We start from the raw sequence: 14,192 nt of genomic DNA on the forward strand, positions 1-14,192 counted from the left end.
GGCCGTCCCCTCACCCCGGACCGTCCGGCTCCCGCGAACCCGCTCCGCACACCACGGGTCGCTCGCGGTGACCTCGGTGACCTCGGCCACTCTCCCCCCACCCTCACAACCCCGCGAAAGCAGGGCAGTCCCCATCACGATCAGGCCGTGCCGGGGACTTCCGGATACATGCCGGACACGGCTCGCTTGAAACTGGGGCATCATGACTCACGTGCCGATTCTCATGTACCCCTCGGTGACCGGCAGGTCTCGTGACGAGACGCGTACGCCGACGACGTGCCCTCCGGGGCCCGCCGGCGAGGCCACCGATCCACCCCGCCCGAGCGACCCGCGGCGCTCCCGCACCGCCTCCGGGAACGGCGCGGACCGGGAGTACCGGGGTGAGTGAGCACGGCACCGGACGAGGCCGGCACGCCAGGCCCAGGGGCGGCGTTCCCGCGCCGGGCACCCGGCCGGAGGGTTCCGACCCCCCGGGGAACGCGGTCACCGGCCTCCGTACAGCCGGCGGCAAGACCGGTGCAAGCGGCCCGGCCGATGATGGCCGCGTGACGCGCGACGGGAGCGACCAGGCGGCCGGCCGGACGGCGACCGAGGAGCGCGGGGCCGGCCTGATGGACCGCCTGCGCAAGGACCTGAGGAACCCCCTGTTCCTGCAGGGCTACGCGCTGATGATCAATACGGGGATCACCGCCGTGCTGGGCCTCGGCTACTGGTTCCTCGCGACGCACCTGTACACCGCCGCCGCCTTCGGCGAGGGTCAGGCCCAGATCAGCGCGATGCGGCTGTTCTCCTCCCTGACCGGGCTCGCCTTCGCGGGCGCCCTGGCCAGGTTCATCCCGGTGGCCGGGCGCCGTACCGCCGAGTTCGTCCTGCGCGGCTACGCGGTCGCCGGGGCCGCCGGCCTGGTGGCGGCGCTGGGGTTCCTGCTGACGTTGCCGATCTGGGGCTCGGTCTACGCCGACCTCGGCGGGCTCGGCCCGGGACTGTTCTTCCTCGCCTCGGTGCTCGTGTGGACCGTCTTCACCCTCCAGGACGTGACGCTGGCGGGGCTGCGCAACGCCGTCTGGGTGCCGGTCAACAGCCTGGCGTTCGGCCTGGTCAAGATGGGCCTGCTCGTCGCGCTGGCGTACGCGCTGCCGCAGGGCGGCGTCTTCGGCGGGATCTTCGTCTCGTGGATCGTGCCGACGGCCATCGCGCTGATCCCGATCAGCTGGCTCATCTTCGGCGTGATCATCCCCAAGCACGTCAAGAACACCGAGGTGAGCGCCGCGAATCCGCCGCGCCTGCGCGAGGTGGGCCGCTTCCTCGCCGGAGACTTCCCCGGCGCGTTCTCCATCCTGCTGATCCTCTATCTCGTCCCGGTCATCGTCGCGGGCTGGCTCGACGACGCGCCGACGTTCGGCTACTTCTCGATAGCCCACACGCTGGGCTCCATGGTCGGGCTGCTCGCGGCCAACATGGCGGTCTCGCTGACCGTCGAGGGGTCCTTCAACGCCGCCCAGCTGGCGCAGAGCGTGCGCAACGCGCTGCGGCGCACCTTCCTGATCGTCGGCCCGGTCGTCGCGGTGGTCGTGATCGGCGCGCCGCTGATCCTGAGCGTGTTCGGCCCGGGTTTCGCCGAGGCCGGCTCGCCGCTGCTGCGCCTGATGGCGATCGCCGTGCTCCCCCAGACGGTGATCGAGATCTGCCTCAGCATGCTGCGCGCCCAGAGCGAGGCGCGCAAGCTCGCCCTCGTCCAGATCGGGATGGCCGTCCTGGTCCTCACCTCGATAGCGGTGCTCTTCCCCCACTTCGGGATCGCCGCGGTGGGCTACGCCATGCTCGGCAGCCAGCTCCTGGTGGCGCTGCTGGTCTTCCCGAACATGCGCAGGGTGATGAACCATGGCAAGACCTCCCAGGTGAGCACCGGTTAGGACGACACGCGGCCGCCGGTTTGCGGTCCCGATGCCGTACGTGATAGACGGTCTCCAGTGACTCCTGAGCACATTGTGGCGAAGCGGACACATCGCCTCTGCCTCCCGCTGCCTTCCAACCGCCTGGGCCTGTATCTGGCCCTGCGGCACTGGTGTCGTCCCGGCCAGCGGCTGCTGATGTCACCGCTGTCGGCGGACGAGATCCTCTTCCTCGTGCTCGCGGCCGGGCTGCGCCCGGTCATCGCCCCGCTCTCCCTCGACGACGGCAACATCGACGTCGACGCCGTCGACCTCGACGCGGTCGACGCGGTGCTCACCACCAACCTGTACGGCCTGCCGGACCGGGTGGCCGCGTTCGGCGGCAAGATCCTGATCGAGGACGTCGCGCACGCGATCGAGACGAGCGTGAACGGCAGGCCGATCGGCACCTTCGGGGTGGCCGGCGTGTTCAGCCTGTCCAAACACGCGGGGGCGGGCTCCGGCGGGGTGATCGCGGTCGAGCACCTCTCGGACCTGCGCGCCCTGGAGCGCGAGCGCGACCGGCTGCTGCAGCCGGGCGTCTTCAGGAAGGAGATCCACAGCGTGCTGACCTCCGCGGGCCGGCACGCCGCGCTGCGCCTGAACATGGTCCGCCCTGCGCTGAGGGCCATGCGCGCGCTCGGCATGGAGGAGGAGCGCGAGGGATACCGCATCGCCCCGCGTCCGGCGGAGCTGCTCAGGGCGCTGGAGTACGCACCGCAGCAGCTGCCGGCGTTCGACTCCTGGGTCCAGGCCGACCTGCACGACTACCGGGCCAGGCGGGGCCACCTTTCGCGCTGGTACCAGTCGCGGCGCCTGCACGCGCTGCCCCGGCAACGGTCACGGCGGATCGCCGGCGTCTCGGTGCTGGCCGCGCAGCCCACCGTGGCGCCGGCCGTCCGCCGCCACCTGGACCAGCCGCTGTTCCGGGTCCCGCTGCTGGTCTACGGCCGCGACGGGGCCATCGCCGAACTGGAGCGGCACGGGGTCGCCACCGGCTACCTCTACGACCCGCCGTACGACGGCTACCTGCCGGAGTTCACCGACCCCTCTCCCGAGCCCGAGGTGGCGCGCTGGTGGGCCCGGCACGTGCTGCCGATCGACCCGCTGTACGCCCACCGCGCCCTGCCGGTCATCGAGCGGCTCATCCCCGCGGTCCCCCCGATGCCGCCCAGGGTGCCCCCGGGACGGGCCTCCTTCGACGTCGCTTAGCGAATCTGGCGGGCGACTAAGCGAATAGGGCGATATCCCCGATAGATTTGGCTCATTGATTACCGGCTGGCGGTTCGGGGGGTCGCTTCCTGGTTCCTGGATGGTTTCCGCGTGCCGTGACGCACACCCTTCGTGCCCGCGCCGACTGGATCTCGTCCTTCGCCCCGACGACGTCCAGTGCCTGGGACCAGGCTTCGAGAAAGGACCACCGCCTCGTGAACGGTAGGTTTGCGCGCACCGCTGGTCGTCCTCGCCCGGCGGGAGCCGGCGCATGAGAATCAGCGTCATCCGGCCCGCGGAGCTGGGCCCGGCCGAGATCGCGGCATGGCGGGGAATGCAACGTTCCAGCCCGCATCTCGACAACCCCTTCCTCAGCCCGGACTTCACGGTCGCGATGGGCGAGGTCAGCGCGGCGGCGCGGGTGGCGGTGATCACCGAGTCGGACGGGCCCGTGGGGTTCTTCCCCTTCGAGCGGCACGGCGGCGGGGTGGGCGCCGCGCTGGGCGGGTGGGTCTCGCTCTCCCAGGGGGTCGTCCACCGGCCAGGGGCCGAGCTCGACTCCGGCGCCCTGCTCAAGGCGTGCGGGCTGAGCGTGTGGGAGTTCGGCTGCATGGTCGAGCGCCAGCCGTGGTTCCAGCCGTTCGAGACGCTCCGGCAGGAGGCCGTGGTCCTCGACCTCGGCGGCGGCTATTCGGCCTTCCTCGACGAGCTGCGCGAGCGCTCCCCGAAGTTCCTCAAGACCACCCTGTACAAGGAGCGCAAGCTGGGCCGCGACGCGGGCGAGGTCACCTCCGAGTTCGCGGTGCGCGACCCGGAGCAGTTCCGGCTGCTGCGCGAGTGGAAGTCAGCCCAGTACCAGCGGATGGGCCGCCCCGACCGCTTCGGCAAGGCGTGGGTCGTGGAGCTGGCCGAGCGCCTGCACGCCGTCGACACCGACGACTTCGCCGGGCCGCTGTCGATGCTGTACGCCGGCGGCAGGCCCGTCGCGGGCCACTTCGGGCTGCGCACCGGCACGACGATGATCGGATGGTTTCCCGCCTACGACCCCGAGTACGCCAAATACTCCCCCGGCCTGATCCAGCACCTGCACATGGTCGAGGCCGCCGCGAAACTGGGGATCACCTCGCTCGACCTGGGCATCAGCAACGGCTCGGAGTACAAGGACGCGCTGTGCAGCCGGACCGTCCCCGTCACCGAGGGCATCGTGCGCCGCCGGTCGGCGGGCGCGGCGGCGCACTGGCTGCGCACCGAGCCGGTCCGCCGGGTGCGGCGGTTCATCCTCGACAGCCCGGTCCTGTACGGCGCCGCCGACAGGGCCATGAAGCGGTACGGTCGGCTGCGCACCCGCGGGAAGACCACGTGAGCCGACCGAAGGAGGGCCCGATGAGCGGTCACCCCGCCACGTCCGGCCGCGGGAACGGAAGCGGGAGCGGGCGCGCGGACGGCCGCCGCGCGCTCGAGGCGGCCATGCGCGACCGGATCGGCCAGGAGTGCCTGCACGTGCCGTCCGCCAGGTTCGGCCTGCTGCTGGCGCTGCGCCACTGGTTCGAGCGCGGCGACAGGGTGCTGATCTCGCCGACGAACTGCGAGACGGTGCTGTTCGTCGTGCTGGCCGCCGGGCTGGAGCCGGTGATGGCGCCGGTCTCCTGGCGCGACGGCAACATCGACGTCCCAGCCGTCGACTGGACCGGTCTCGCCGGTGTCGTCACCACGCACCTGTACGGCCAGCCCGACCGGGTGGCCGAGCTGCGGGCCGAGTGCGACCGGCGCGGCGTGCTCCTTCTCGACGACGCGGCGCACGCCATGCAGACGGTCGTGGACGGCCGCCCGGCGGGCACCTTCGGCACCGCCGGGGTGTTCAGCCTCGCCAAGCACGGGCGGGCGATGTCCGGCGGGTTCCTCACCGCGGAGGACCCGGCCGCGCTGCCCGAGCTGGCGCGGGCCAGGGACGAGCTGCTGCTCCCCGGAGGGGCGCGTGCCCAGCTGCTCGGCACGCTGCGGCCCGTGCTGCGCGAGACGATCTACCGCACCGGGCTGGTCAGGCCGATGTGGCACGCCCTCAAGGCGCTCGGGCTCGTGCGGTGGACCGGCCACCGCTGCCCGCCCCGCGAGGACGAGCTGCGCGCGGTCGTCGCCGCCGATCCGGTCGACCCGCGCGCCATGGACCACTGGCTGCGGATCGACCTCGACGACTGGCGGATGCGTCAGGGGCCGCTGCTGCGCGGCTACCACCGATCCCGGTTCCGGGTGATCGACCGCGAGCGGGAGCGCCGGGTGGCCGGGGTCGAGCTGCTGCGCACCCTGCCCTGGGCGGCCGAGGGCGTCCGCGAGGCGGTGCCGCAGCCACTGCTGCGGGTGCCCCTGCTGGTCGAGGACCGCGACGAGGTCGTCGCCCGGCTGGAGAGCCGGGGCGTGGTACCCGGTTTCATCTACGATCCGCCGCTGGACGACTACCTGGACCTGGTTCCCGCGGGGCCGACCCCGGAGATCGCCCGCTGGTGGACCGGCCACGTCCTGCCCGTCGACCCGCTCCGCGCCGCCCGCATGGCCGGCCTGCTGGCCGAGCTGGACGTCCGCCCGGCCGCGCGGCCCTTCACGGCGTCGCGGCGACCCGGCTGAGCGGAGCGGCGGGCGCGGCGGAACTGTCGGTCGTGTCCTCTACCTTTCGAGCAACGACGAGGAGGTTCCAGTGTTCCGTCAAGGAGACATCCTGATCATGCCGGTCACCGGCGAGTCCGTGCCCGCGCACCTGGTGGCCGCGCCCCGTGACAAGCATGGCCGGCTGGTGCTGGCGCTCGGCGAGGCGACGGGGCACGCGCATGCCGTACCGGGGGCGGGCACCCTGCTCGTGGGGCGTGACTCCGGTGCGCCCGAGTTCCTTCACCTGCCCCAGGGCGGCCGGCTGGTGCACGAGGAGCACGCCACCATCTCCCTGCCCAAGGGATGGTTCCGGATCGTACGGCAGCGCGAGTACGTGCCCGGCTCCTACGCCCGGTACGTCGCCGACTGATCGACCGGTTTCGCCCCCCAGCCCTCCCCCGGACAGTCAAGGAAGCCCATGCGCCCCCCTGCCCTCTCGCCCGAGCTGGCCGCGTCCCTCGCCGACGCCGTGACCAGGTGGGACCCCGTCGCCCATGCCACCGGTCCGGCGGATCGGCCCGCCGCCGAAGAAGGGGTCCGTGCCGCCTACCGCGGCGCCGGGCTCCCGGAGCCCGAGCGGATCGTCTGGTTCGCCTCGCCGGCCCGGGCCGCGGCGGCCGCCGTCGTCCTCACCGGCTCCGCGGAGGACCGCGACGCCGTCGGAGGGACCGAGGTTCTCCCGCCGGCGCTCCTCGGGCTCGATCCCGGGTCGCCCGTCCGCGATCTCGTCAGGACCAGGCCGTGGGAGCACGTCCGCGCCCAGGCCCTCTCCATCCTCCCGCCCGCCGGGTGGGCGGCGGCCTGGGAGTTCGTCGGTGCCGACCTGTGGCCGAAGGTCAACCGGCTGACGCGCGAGATCCGCCGCGGCATCGGCCGATCGGCGGCCGCGCCCGAGGTGACCGGCCCGCCCTCCGGCCATGCCGGCGAGAGTGACGGGGCCGGCGAGAATGACGGGGTCGAAGCGTTGCTGCGCCGCGCGACCCTTGACGCGGTCCTCGGCCAGCACGACGCTCCCTGGCTCGCGTTCTTCGACGCCCTCGGGGAGAGCACCGAGGTCGATCTCACCCCGCTCGGCGGCGTGATGCGCGTGTCGAGGGAAGCCGGCTGGTGGTGGCCGTTCGAACACGTCGTCCTGATCTGCGAACGCCCGGCCGAGCTGCACCGCGACGACCTGGGCCGCCTGCATCGCGCGGCGGGGCCGGCGCTGGCCTTCCCCGACGGTTTCGCCCTGCACGCCTGGCACGGCATGCCCGTCCCCGCGGAGTTCGGGGCCGTGATGGCCGACCTGTCGGCGCCGCGCATCAGGCAGGAGCCCAACGCCGAGCTGCGCAGGGTGATGCTCGAACACTACGGGTTCGACCGTTACGTGAAGGAGTCCGGCGCCGAGGTCGTCCAGCGGGACGAGACCGGAGTGCTCTGGCGGGCCGCGTTCCCCGACGACGAGTCCCTCGTCATGGTCGAGGTGGTCAACTCGACGCCGGAGCCCGACGGCACCAGCCGTACCTACTTCCTCCGGGTGCCGCCCTACGTCACCACCGCCCGTGAGGGGGTCGCGTGGACCTTCGGCCTGTCCGCCGATCAGTACGAACCGCAGAAACAGACCTGATCAACGCGGCCAGCCCGCGGGGATGCGTTCGAGCAGGCCGCCCGCGAAGACGCGGTGGAGATCGAGCGGTTCGAGATGCACGTATCCGATGTGGCAGTCGCACACGGGAAGCGGGCACGGGCGTGGGGCGAGCGCGCGCAGAGCCGATCCGTCGTAGAGGTTGCCGATCGGCTGCGCGACGAAGTGGCACCGCCGCACCGTGCCCTCGCCGTCGACCGACACCACGCTCCGGCCGGTGCGACAGGGCAGTCCGAGGCTGGGGTGCGGCCTCCTGCTGTAGTCGAACAACGGGTCGATCCCGGTCCAGACGGCCGCCTCCCGCTCGGTGTAGACATGTCCCTCGGCGGCGTTGATCCACAGATACACGTCGTCGGGGAGCTCCGCCCGCAGCCGCCTGGCCGGCTCGGCGTGGTCGGGGACGCCGACCACGCCGACGCTGAAGCGCACCCCGTGGGCGAGCAGCTCCCGGCATCGGGCCAGGAACCGGTCGTGCGTCACCTGGCCCGGGTGGTAGGTGACCCAGAGGGCGAGCGTGTCCAGGTCGGCTTCGGCGAGCCACCTCAGCCGGGTGCTCAGGTTGGTCTGGATGGCCACCCTGCGTACGTGGGCCAGGTGGCTCAGCTCCACCATCGCGGCGCGATACCACGATCTGACGAGCCCCTCGCCCCACGGCGTGAACAGCACCGAGATGGGAAAGTCGCGCGCCGCGACCCAGGCGGTGAAGCGGGCCAGCGCCTCTCGATCGGCGCGCAACCGGTCCGGGCTGTCGCGCCGCTTCGCGAAGGGGCAGTAGGCGCAGTCGTAGTCGCAACTGGCCAGTGGGCCCCGGTAGAGGAGGGTCAGCTCCTCGGGCTTCGGGATGTCGCCCGCCGGGGACGCGTCCACGTGCCGCGGTGTGATGTCCCATATCGACAGTGGGGCCCGCCCGGGGCCGGTCATCGGTCCTCCCGGAGGATCAGCGGAGATCATAGGAGTCCATGAGGTCGCGGGCCCTGTCGGAGAACAGGGCCGGCCCGATGGCGTCGGAACGGGCCAGTCCTTCGGGCGTCAGCCGTACGCGGGTGGAGTCGTCCACCACCCAGCCGCGCTCCGCGAACGTGTCGAGGACGAAGTCGTCGAGGACGTCGCCGCCGAAACGCGTCCTGTAGGCGGCTCGGTCGAGCCCTTCGGCCTGCAGCAGGGACTGGATGAGATGGCGCCGGCGCTGTTCGAGATCATCGAGCGCGAAGCCGACGTTGGCGACGCCGAACGCGGCACGCGGCAGCCGGATGAAATCGTCGATGATCGCGCGCACGTGCCGCACGCCCACGGCGTACTCGAAGGAGTAATGCAGCCGCGACGTGTAGGAACGGGCGCCGCAGCCGAGACCGACCATGCCGTCGCTCTGGCAGTGGTACTCGCTGCCCGACTCCGTGCCGGGCAGCCGGAACATCCGCATGGACACCTGCTCGTACCCGGCGGCCAGGAGATGGTCGCGGCCCTGGCGGTAGAGGCCGAGCCGCTGGTCGTCCCAGTCGCGGCCGAGGACGCCCAGCCCGGTGAGAGGCCGGACGTACAGCGGGTAGAGATAGATCTCCTCCGGGCGCCAGGCGAGGGTGGCGTCGAGAGAACGGCGCCAGGTGTCCGGTGTCTGGCCGTCGATGCCGTAGATCAGATCGATGTTGAGCGTGCGGAACCCGGCCTCGCGGATGGCGGTCAGCGCGGTCTCGACCTCGGTGCGGCGCTGCGGTCGCAGGGCGGCTCTGGCCTCGGCGTCGATGAAACTCTGCACCCCGATCGAGATCCGGGTGGTGCCGCGTTCGGCGAGCACGGCCAGACGGTCAGGCGTGGCGGTGGCCGGAGAGGTCTCGATCCCGAGCGGGGTGGTGGAGAAGTCGGTCCCCATGGTCTGCTCGGCCAGGTCGAGCAGCCTGGCCAGCTCGGCCGCCTCCAGATAGGTGGGTGTGCCGCCGCCGATCGCCGCGGTGACGAAACGCGCGTCGTCCGGCAGTGCCTGCCGCACCGCTTCCGCCTGGCGCCGGAGCGCGTCGAGGTAGGAGGTCACCAGCTCCGCGGGGGCACCGGTCCTGGTGAACAGGTTGCAGAAGCCGCACCGCATCTCGCAGAAGGGCACGTGCAGGTAGAGGAAGAGCGCGTCGGTGCGCTCCTTTTCCCAGACCTCGCGTAGCGGGGGCCGCGGGTCGAGCGGACGGTAGGCCGTCTTGTGCGGGTAGGCGTAGACGTACCCTTCGTAGGGCCTCACGTCGTGCGTGCCGTCGGTAGCGCTCATGTCTCTCATGCCGCGCTCCGGAGCGTGAGGAGGTGGGCCACCTGCGTGGCGTGGCAGTCGAGGCCGGCGGCCCCGCTCTCGGGCAGACCGGTGAGCCCGGGCAGCAGGTCGCCGAAGGCGTTCACCTCCGCCACGGCGAAGCGACGCCAGCCGATGCCCACCATGAGGTCGACCCCGACCATGACGGAGCCGGGAAAGCAGGCCGCCGCCTGCTCGCATGTCCGCATGGCCTGCTCCCACCCGGCCGCCCCGAGCCGGGCCCGGACCTGATCGAGATCACCACGGGTGCCGCCCAGGTGCAGGTTCGTCATCGGGCCACGGCTGGCACGGACAACGGCGTGCGTGGGCCGTCCGCCGACCACGACGACGCGGAGGTCGAACACACGCCCGTCCACCGACGCCTTGGGGAACCAGCGCTCCACGTGCAGCCCGTCGGGCGCGAGCGCGTCGACGATCATGGCCACGTCGGCTTCGTCGGTGTAGGCGCGCACGCGTAGCGAGTTGTGCAGCTCTGGGCGGATCCGCCCTGCGGCCTCCGGCCGGGGGCGGACGAGCTCGACGGAACTGACCGCGTGGATCCGCGCGGCCTGGACCTGGAGCGCCACGATTCCCGAGGCCGACGAGCCGTGAGCCGGTTTGACGAACACCCGGTTCCAGCCCGATCGGGCCATGAGGTCGCGCAGGTGGGAGTAGCCGGTGATCGGCGCGGGCAGGGCGGGCGGCACCGGCACGCCGGCGCCCAGCAACCGGGCGTGCGACCGCCGCTTGTCGAACATCACCGCGATCTCGTCGACGTCACCGAGCAGCCGGGCGCCCGGTGTCCGCGCCACCGCCCGCCGTACGCGCTCGAGGCCACGCACGAACGCGGTGTGCCAGGACGCTCCGCCGCCGACCCGGGTGGGCGCGCCGGGGCCACGCAGCAATTCGTCGGCCGCGGGGTCCTCGCCGGGGGAGTCGATGCGGACGCATGCCCGCTCCGGGATACGGAACCCGGTCCCGGCGAGCACGTCACGCCAGGGGACGACGAGGGGCCCGGGCAGGCCGCGCGCGCGCAGGGCGTCCCCGAACAGGGTCACCCGCCGGTCGCCGGGCGTGCCGACGACCGCGAGGGGCGCCGCCCGCGTGCGGCGATCGGCGGACGGGGGCCTTTCCAGCGCGGTGCCGGGCGCGGTCACTCGGACACCTCGATGAAGCGCCAGTCGCCGTCGATCTCCTGCTGCTCGGACACGTCGACCTCGACCCCGCTCAGGGCGGCCACGATCTTCGCGGCCATCTCCTCGCTCATGAAGTGGTGCCGCAGGTTGAGCCGCTTGAGGTGGGTGAGCGGCTGACCGGACAGCAACGCCTCGGCGCCCTCGTCGGACAGGACGCCCATGGACAGGTCGAGCGACTCCAGCCGCGCCACGATCGGCGCGGTGGCGACGGCGGCGGCCACCTCGTCCTGCCGCTCGCTGTCCTGCAGGCCGAGATGCCTCAGCGCGGGCAGGCCGCCGCCCGCGAGGATCGCCGCCCAGTCGTCAGGGCCGGAGTCGCCCGAGTAGCTCTCCTCGCCCAGCCACATCTCCAGGTGCCGCAGCGCGGGCAACGTGGACGCGCCGACCGCCCTGACCACCCCGGCCGGCAACCCGCCCGACTCGAAACGGAGGGTCTCCAGCGCGGTGTGCACGACGGGCTGGAGTCGGAGGCCGTCGCCGCCACGCACGTCGAGTCGTCTCAACCGGGGATACGCGGTCAGGAGCGGGGTCACGTCGGACTGCCCGATCCAGGAGATCTCAGACTCCTCGCTGACGTAGTCGCCGAGGAAGATCGCCTCCAGCGCGGGAAGGCGGGGCGCGGCCTCGACGAGCAACCGGATCGGTTCGTCGGCTCGGTCGTCGTCGTGCGCCCATCCCCACGTGCCCACGACCAGCGCTCGCACGGCGGCGCAGTCGACCTTGTCGAGCAGCTCACGGACGGCGTCGTCGATGGTCTCCTCACCGTCGTAGGGATCACCGCTGACGCGCCACGCGGCCTGCGACGCGGGCGTGTCGTCGGCGCCGGGGAAGCGGACGGGAAGACCGTGGAACGCGGTGAGGTGCTGATGGATCATGGGGGGACTCCTCGGTACGGGCAGGGGGTCAAGTTCTAGCAGCCGGCGCCGACAGATGTGGACCTGGCGGCCCTGCCTCCGATGCCTCCGATGCCTCCGATGCCTCCAATGCCTCCGATCAGGTGACGCGAGCACGGCCGGGAACCCTTCATCCCGTACGGCCGTCGCGTTCTCCTCCCGTCAACTTCCCGTTGCGCCGATTCCACAACGATCAAAAGGACATTTCTCTACATATCCCACACACAAGGAGATCCATGCGTTCACGGACTCGCCTCTGCCTGGCGGCGCTGGCGCTCTGCCTGACCGGATCCGCGCTCGCGCCCGCCGCGCTGGCCGACGGGATCCCCACGGTCAAGCCCCGGGTCGAGACCCCCGCCCTGTTCGACGACGACGCCGGCGGCAACGCCAACGGCGACGATCCCGCGATCTGGGTGCATCCCACCCGCTCGGGAAGAAGCGTGGTGATGGCCACCGCCAAGGAGGGCGGCCTGTACGCCTACGACCTGGACGGCAGGCGACTCCAGCACGTACCCGCCCCCGCGGCCCCCGGCGAGGACGACGAACCCGGCCGGTTCAACAACGTCGACCTGGTGTACGGCCTGCGCCTGTCCAACGGCGTCAGGACCGATCTGGCCGTCGTCTCCGACCGGGGCCGGGACCAGATCCGCTTCTACGCCGTCGACGAGGACGGGGCGGAAGGCGGGCGGGCACCGCTCACCGACCTGACCGACCCCGCCGTGCCGTTCGTGTTCAACACCGGCCAGGAGCAGGTCAACGACGCGCGGACCGCGTACGGCCTGGCCACCTGGCAGGACGGGACCGGCACCTACGTCCTGGTCAGCCAGCGGCACAGGACGCGCGTCGCGCTGCTGAGGCTGACCGCCACCGCGCACGGGAAGGTCGGCTACCGGCTCGTCCGCACCCTGGACCTGCCCGGCTCGTTCCGGCTGCCGAACCGTACGACCTGGACACCGTGCCTGGAGCCCGGCGAGCTGCCCCAGGTCGAGGGCATGGTCGTCGACGGGGAGCGGGACGTGCTCTACGCCGCCCAGGAGGACGTGGGCATCTGGCGGATGCGGGCCGACCTCACCGGCACCCCGAAGCTGGTCGACAAGGTCCGCGAGTACGGCAGGCCGGGCGTCTACGACCCCGAGACCGAGGAGTGCGCGCCGGGCGCCGACCCCGGTTACGGCGGCAGGCACCTGTCGGCCGACGCCGAGGGGCTGACGATCTACCACGGTGACGGCGGCGACGGTTACCTGCTCGCCTCCGGCCAGGGTGACAACACCTTCACCGTCTACGACCGGAAGGGCAACGACTACGTCGGACAGTTCCGGATCGGCGCGGGCCACGGCCTGGACGGCGTCGAGCACAGCGACGGCTCGATGGTGGTCAGCGTCCCGCTGGGCCGGTTCGACAAGGGCCTGCTCGTGGCACACGACGGTGAGAACACCCCGGGGGCGGTCGACGAGGACGGCGAGGCCAGGGAGAACACGAACTTCAAGTTCGTCGGGTGGGGCGACGTCGCCGGCGCACTCGACCTCGACGTGGACACCGACGGCTGGAACCCGCGGGACTGACGGTCCTCCGTCGCGGGCCGGCGCGGCCGGTCCGCCATCGCGGGCCCCCGCGCGGCCGATCCGTCGCGGCCCGCCCGAACCCGGTGGGGTCGTCCCCGCCACGAGCCCGCACGAACCCCGATGGGGTCATCCCCCGCCACGAGCCCGGTGCTGTCATCCCCGCACCGGGCTCGCCCGCGTCACGCGCCGGCGCTGTGGGAGCGCGGCGAGCTCCCCGCCGAGCGTTTTCTTAACAAGTTCCATACATGTAGTAATCTAAAGTCCTAGGACAGTAGATAAATGGAGGAACTGGTGATCGAGTTCCATCTGGATGCGAAGTCCGGCGTCTCGCCGTACATGCAGCTGGTCCAGCAGGTACGGCACGCGCTGCGACTCGGCCTGCTGCGCGAGGGCGACCAGCTGCCGACCGTCAAGGAGGCCGTGGCGCAGCTGGCGATCAACCCCAACACCGTCCTCAAGGCCTACCGGGAACTCGAGCACGAGGGCCTGGTCGCCGCCAGGCCAGGGGTGGGGACGTTCGTGACGGCGACCCTCACCGACACCTCGCTGGCCGCGCACGGCCCGCTGCGGCTGGAGCTGCAGCGCTGGCTGGCCAAGGCCCGCCGGGCCGGCCTCGACGACGAGAGCATCGAGGCCCTCTTCATGACCACCTTTCGGACCACCGCTCAGGAGGACATAGCGTGACCGCTGTCTTAGAGGCCCAGGCACTGGGCAGGCGGTACGGCAGGCGCTGGGCGCTGCGCGAGTGCACCATCGACATCCCGGCCGGCCACGTCGTCGGGCTGGTGGGCCCCAACGGAGCCGGCAAGACCACGCTGCTGAAGCTGGCCGGCGGCCAGCTGGAGCCGACGGCAGGCCACATCAC

Annotated in this window: 13 protein-coding genes; 9 read left to right on the plus strand and 4 right to left on the minus strand. The window is 72.0% G+C overall.

Annotated elements, in window-relative coordinates:
- Positions 1-545: 545 nt before the first annotated feature.
- The 6 genes from ACVCAG_RS29085 (at position 546) to ACVCAG_RS29110 (ending at position 7,389) form a co-directional block, all read left to right on the plus strand.
- Positions 546-1,913: a lipopolysaccharide biosynthesis protein gene (locus tag ACVCAG_RS29085; protein WP_440086630.1), complete on the plus strand. Its 1,368-nt coding sequence runs from the start codon at positions 546-548 to the stop codon at positions 1,911-1,913.
- Positions 1,914-1,988: 75 nt separating this feature from the next.
- Positions 1,989-3,143, plus strand: a complete 1,155-nt coding sequence (locus ACVCAG_RS29090) for a DegT/DnrJ/EryC1/StrS family aminotransferase (RefSeq protein ID WP_440086631.1) — start codon at positions 1,989-1,991, stop codon at positions 3,141-3,143.
- 271 nt (positions 3,144-3,414) lie between these two features.
- Positions 3,415-4,506 carry a GNAT family N-acetyltransferase gene (locus ACVCAG_RS29095; protein ID WP_440086632.1) on the plus strand — a complete coding sequence of 364 codons (1,092 nt, stop codon included), beginning with the start codon at positions 3,415-3,417 and terminating at the stop codon, positions 4,504-4,506.
- A gap of 20 nt (positions 4,507-4,526) precedes the next feature.
- Positions 4,527-5,762, plus strand: coding sequence for a DegT/DnrJ/EryC1/StrS family aminotransferase (locus ACVCAG_RS29100; RefSeq protein WP_447190639.1), 1,236 nt, complete (start codon positions 4,527-4,529; stop codon positions 5,760-5,762).
- Positions 5,763-5,832: 70 nt separating this feature from the next.
- On the plus strand, positions 5,833-6,153 hold the full coding sequence (locus tag ACVCAG_RS29105) for a hypothetical protein (protein ID WP_440086635.1): 321 nt from the start codon (positions 5,833-5,835) through the stop codon (positions 6,151-6,153).
- A gap of 48 nt (positions 6,154-6,201) precedes the next feature.
- Positions 6,202-7,389 carry a DUF6745 domain-containing protein gene (locus tag ACVCAG_RS29110; protein WP_440086636.1) on the plus strand — a complete coding sequence of 396 codons (1,188 nt, stop codon included), beginning with the start codon at positions 6,202-6,204 and terminating at the stop codon, positions 7,387-7,389.
- On the opposite strand, the gene ACVCAG_RS29115 is transcribed toward ACVCAG_RS29110, so the two are convergent.
- From ACVCAG_RS29115 to ACVCAG_RS29130, 4 genes are read right to left on the minus strand one after another with little or no spacing between them, the layout of a single operon-like run.
- Positions 7,390-8,328, minus strand: a complete 939-nt coding sequence (locus ACVCAG_RS29115; RefSeq protein ID WP_440086637.1) for an STM4011 family radical SAM protein — start codon at positions 8,326-8,328, stop codon at positions 7,390-7,392.
- Positions 8,329-8,344: 16 nt separating this feature from the next.
- Positions 8,345-9,658 (minus strand): STM4012 family radical SAM protein, encoded by a 1,314-nt coding sequence (locus ACVCAG_RS29120; protein WP_447190640.1) that lies wholly within the window; start codon positions 9,656-9,658, stop codon positions 8,345-8,347.
- Positions 9,659-9,663: 5 nt separating this feature from the next.
- Positions 9,664-10,833, minus strand: coding sequence for an STM4014 family protein (locus ACVCAG_RS29125; RefSeq protein WP_447190641.1), 1,170 nt, complete (start codon positions 10,831-10,833; stop codon positions 9,664-9,666).
- Positions 10,830-11,747: an STM4015 family protein gene (locus ACVCAG_RS29130; protein ID WP_447190642.1), complete on the minus strand. Its 918-nt coding sequence runs from the start codon at positions 11,745-11,747 to the stop codon at positions 10,830-10,832. Before ACVCAG_RS29130 ends, ACVCAG_RS29125 begins: the two co-directional genes overlap by 4 nt.
- A gap of 254 nt (positions 11,748-12,001) precedes the next feature.
- On the opposite strand from ACVCAG_RS29130, the gene ACVCAG_RS29135 reads away from it, so the two are divergent.
- From ACVCAG_RS29135 to ACVCAG_RS29145, 3 genes are all read left to right on the plus strand, one after another.
- Positions 12,002-13,327, plus strand: coding sequence for a phytase (locus ACVCAG_RS29135; protein WP_447190643.1), 1,326 nt, complete (start codon positions 12,002-12,004; stop codon positions 13,325-13,327).
- A 279-nt stretch (positions 13,328-13,606) separates the two neighbouring features.
- Entirely contained in the window at positions 13,607-14,011 is a 405-nt protein-coding gene (locus tag ACVCAG_RS29140) for a GntR family transcriptional regulator (RefSeq protein WP_440073170.1), read from the plus strand.
- On the plus strand, positions 14,008-14,192 hold a 185-nt coding region (locus ACVCAG_RS29145), incomplete at its 3' end, for an ATP-binding cassette domain-containing protein (protein WP_440086643.1). The genes ACVCAG_RS29140 and ACVCAG_RS29145, both read left to right, overlap by 4 nt.

The sequence above is a fragment of the Streptosporangium sp. G12 genome, assembly GCF_052983175.1.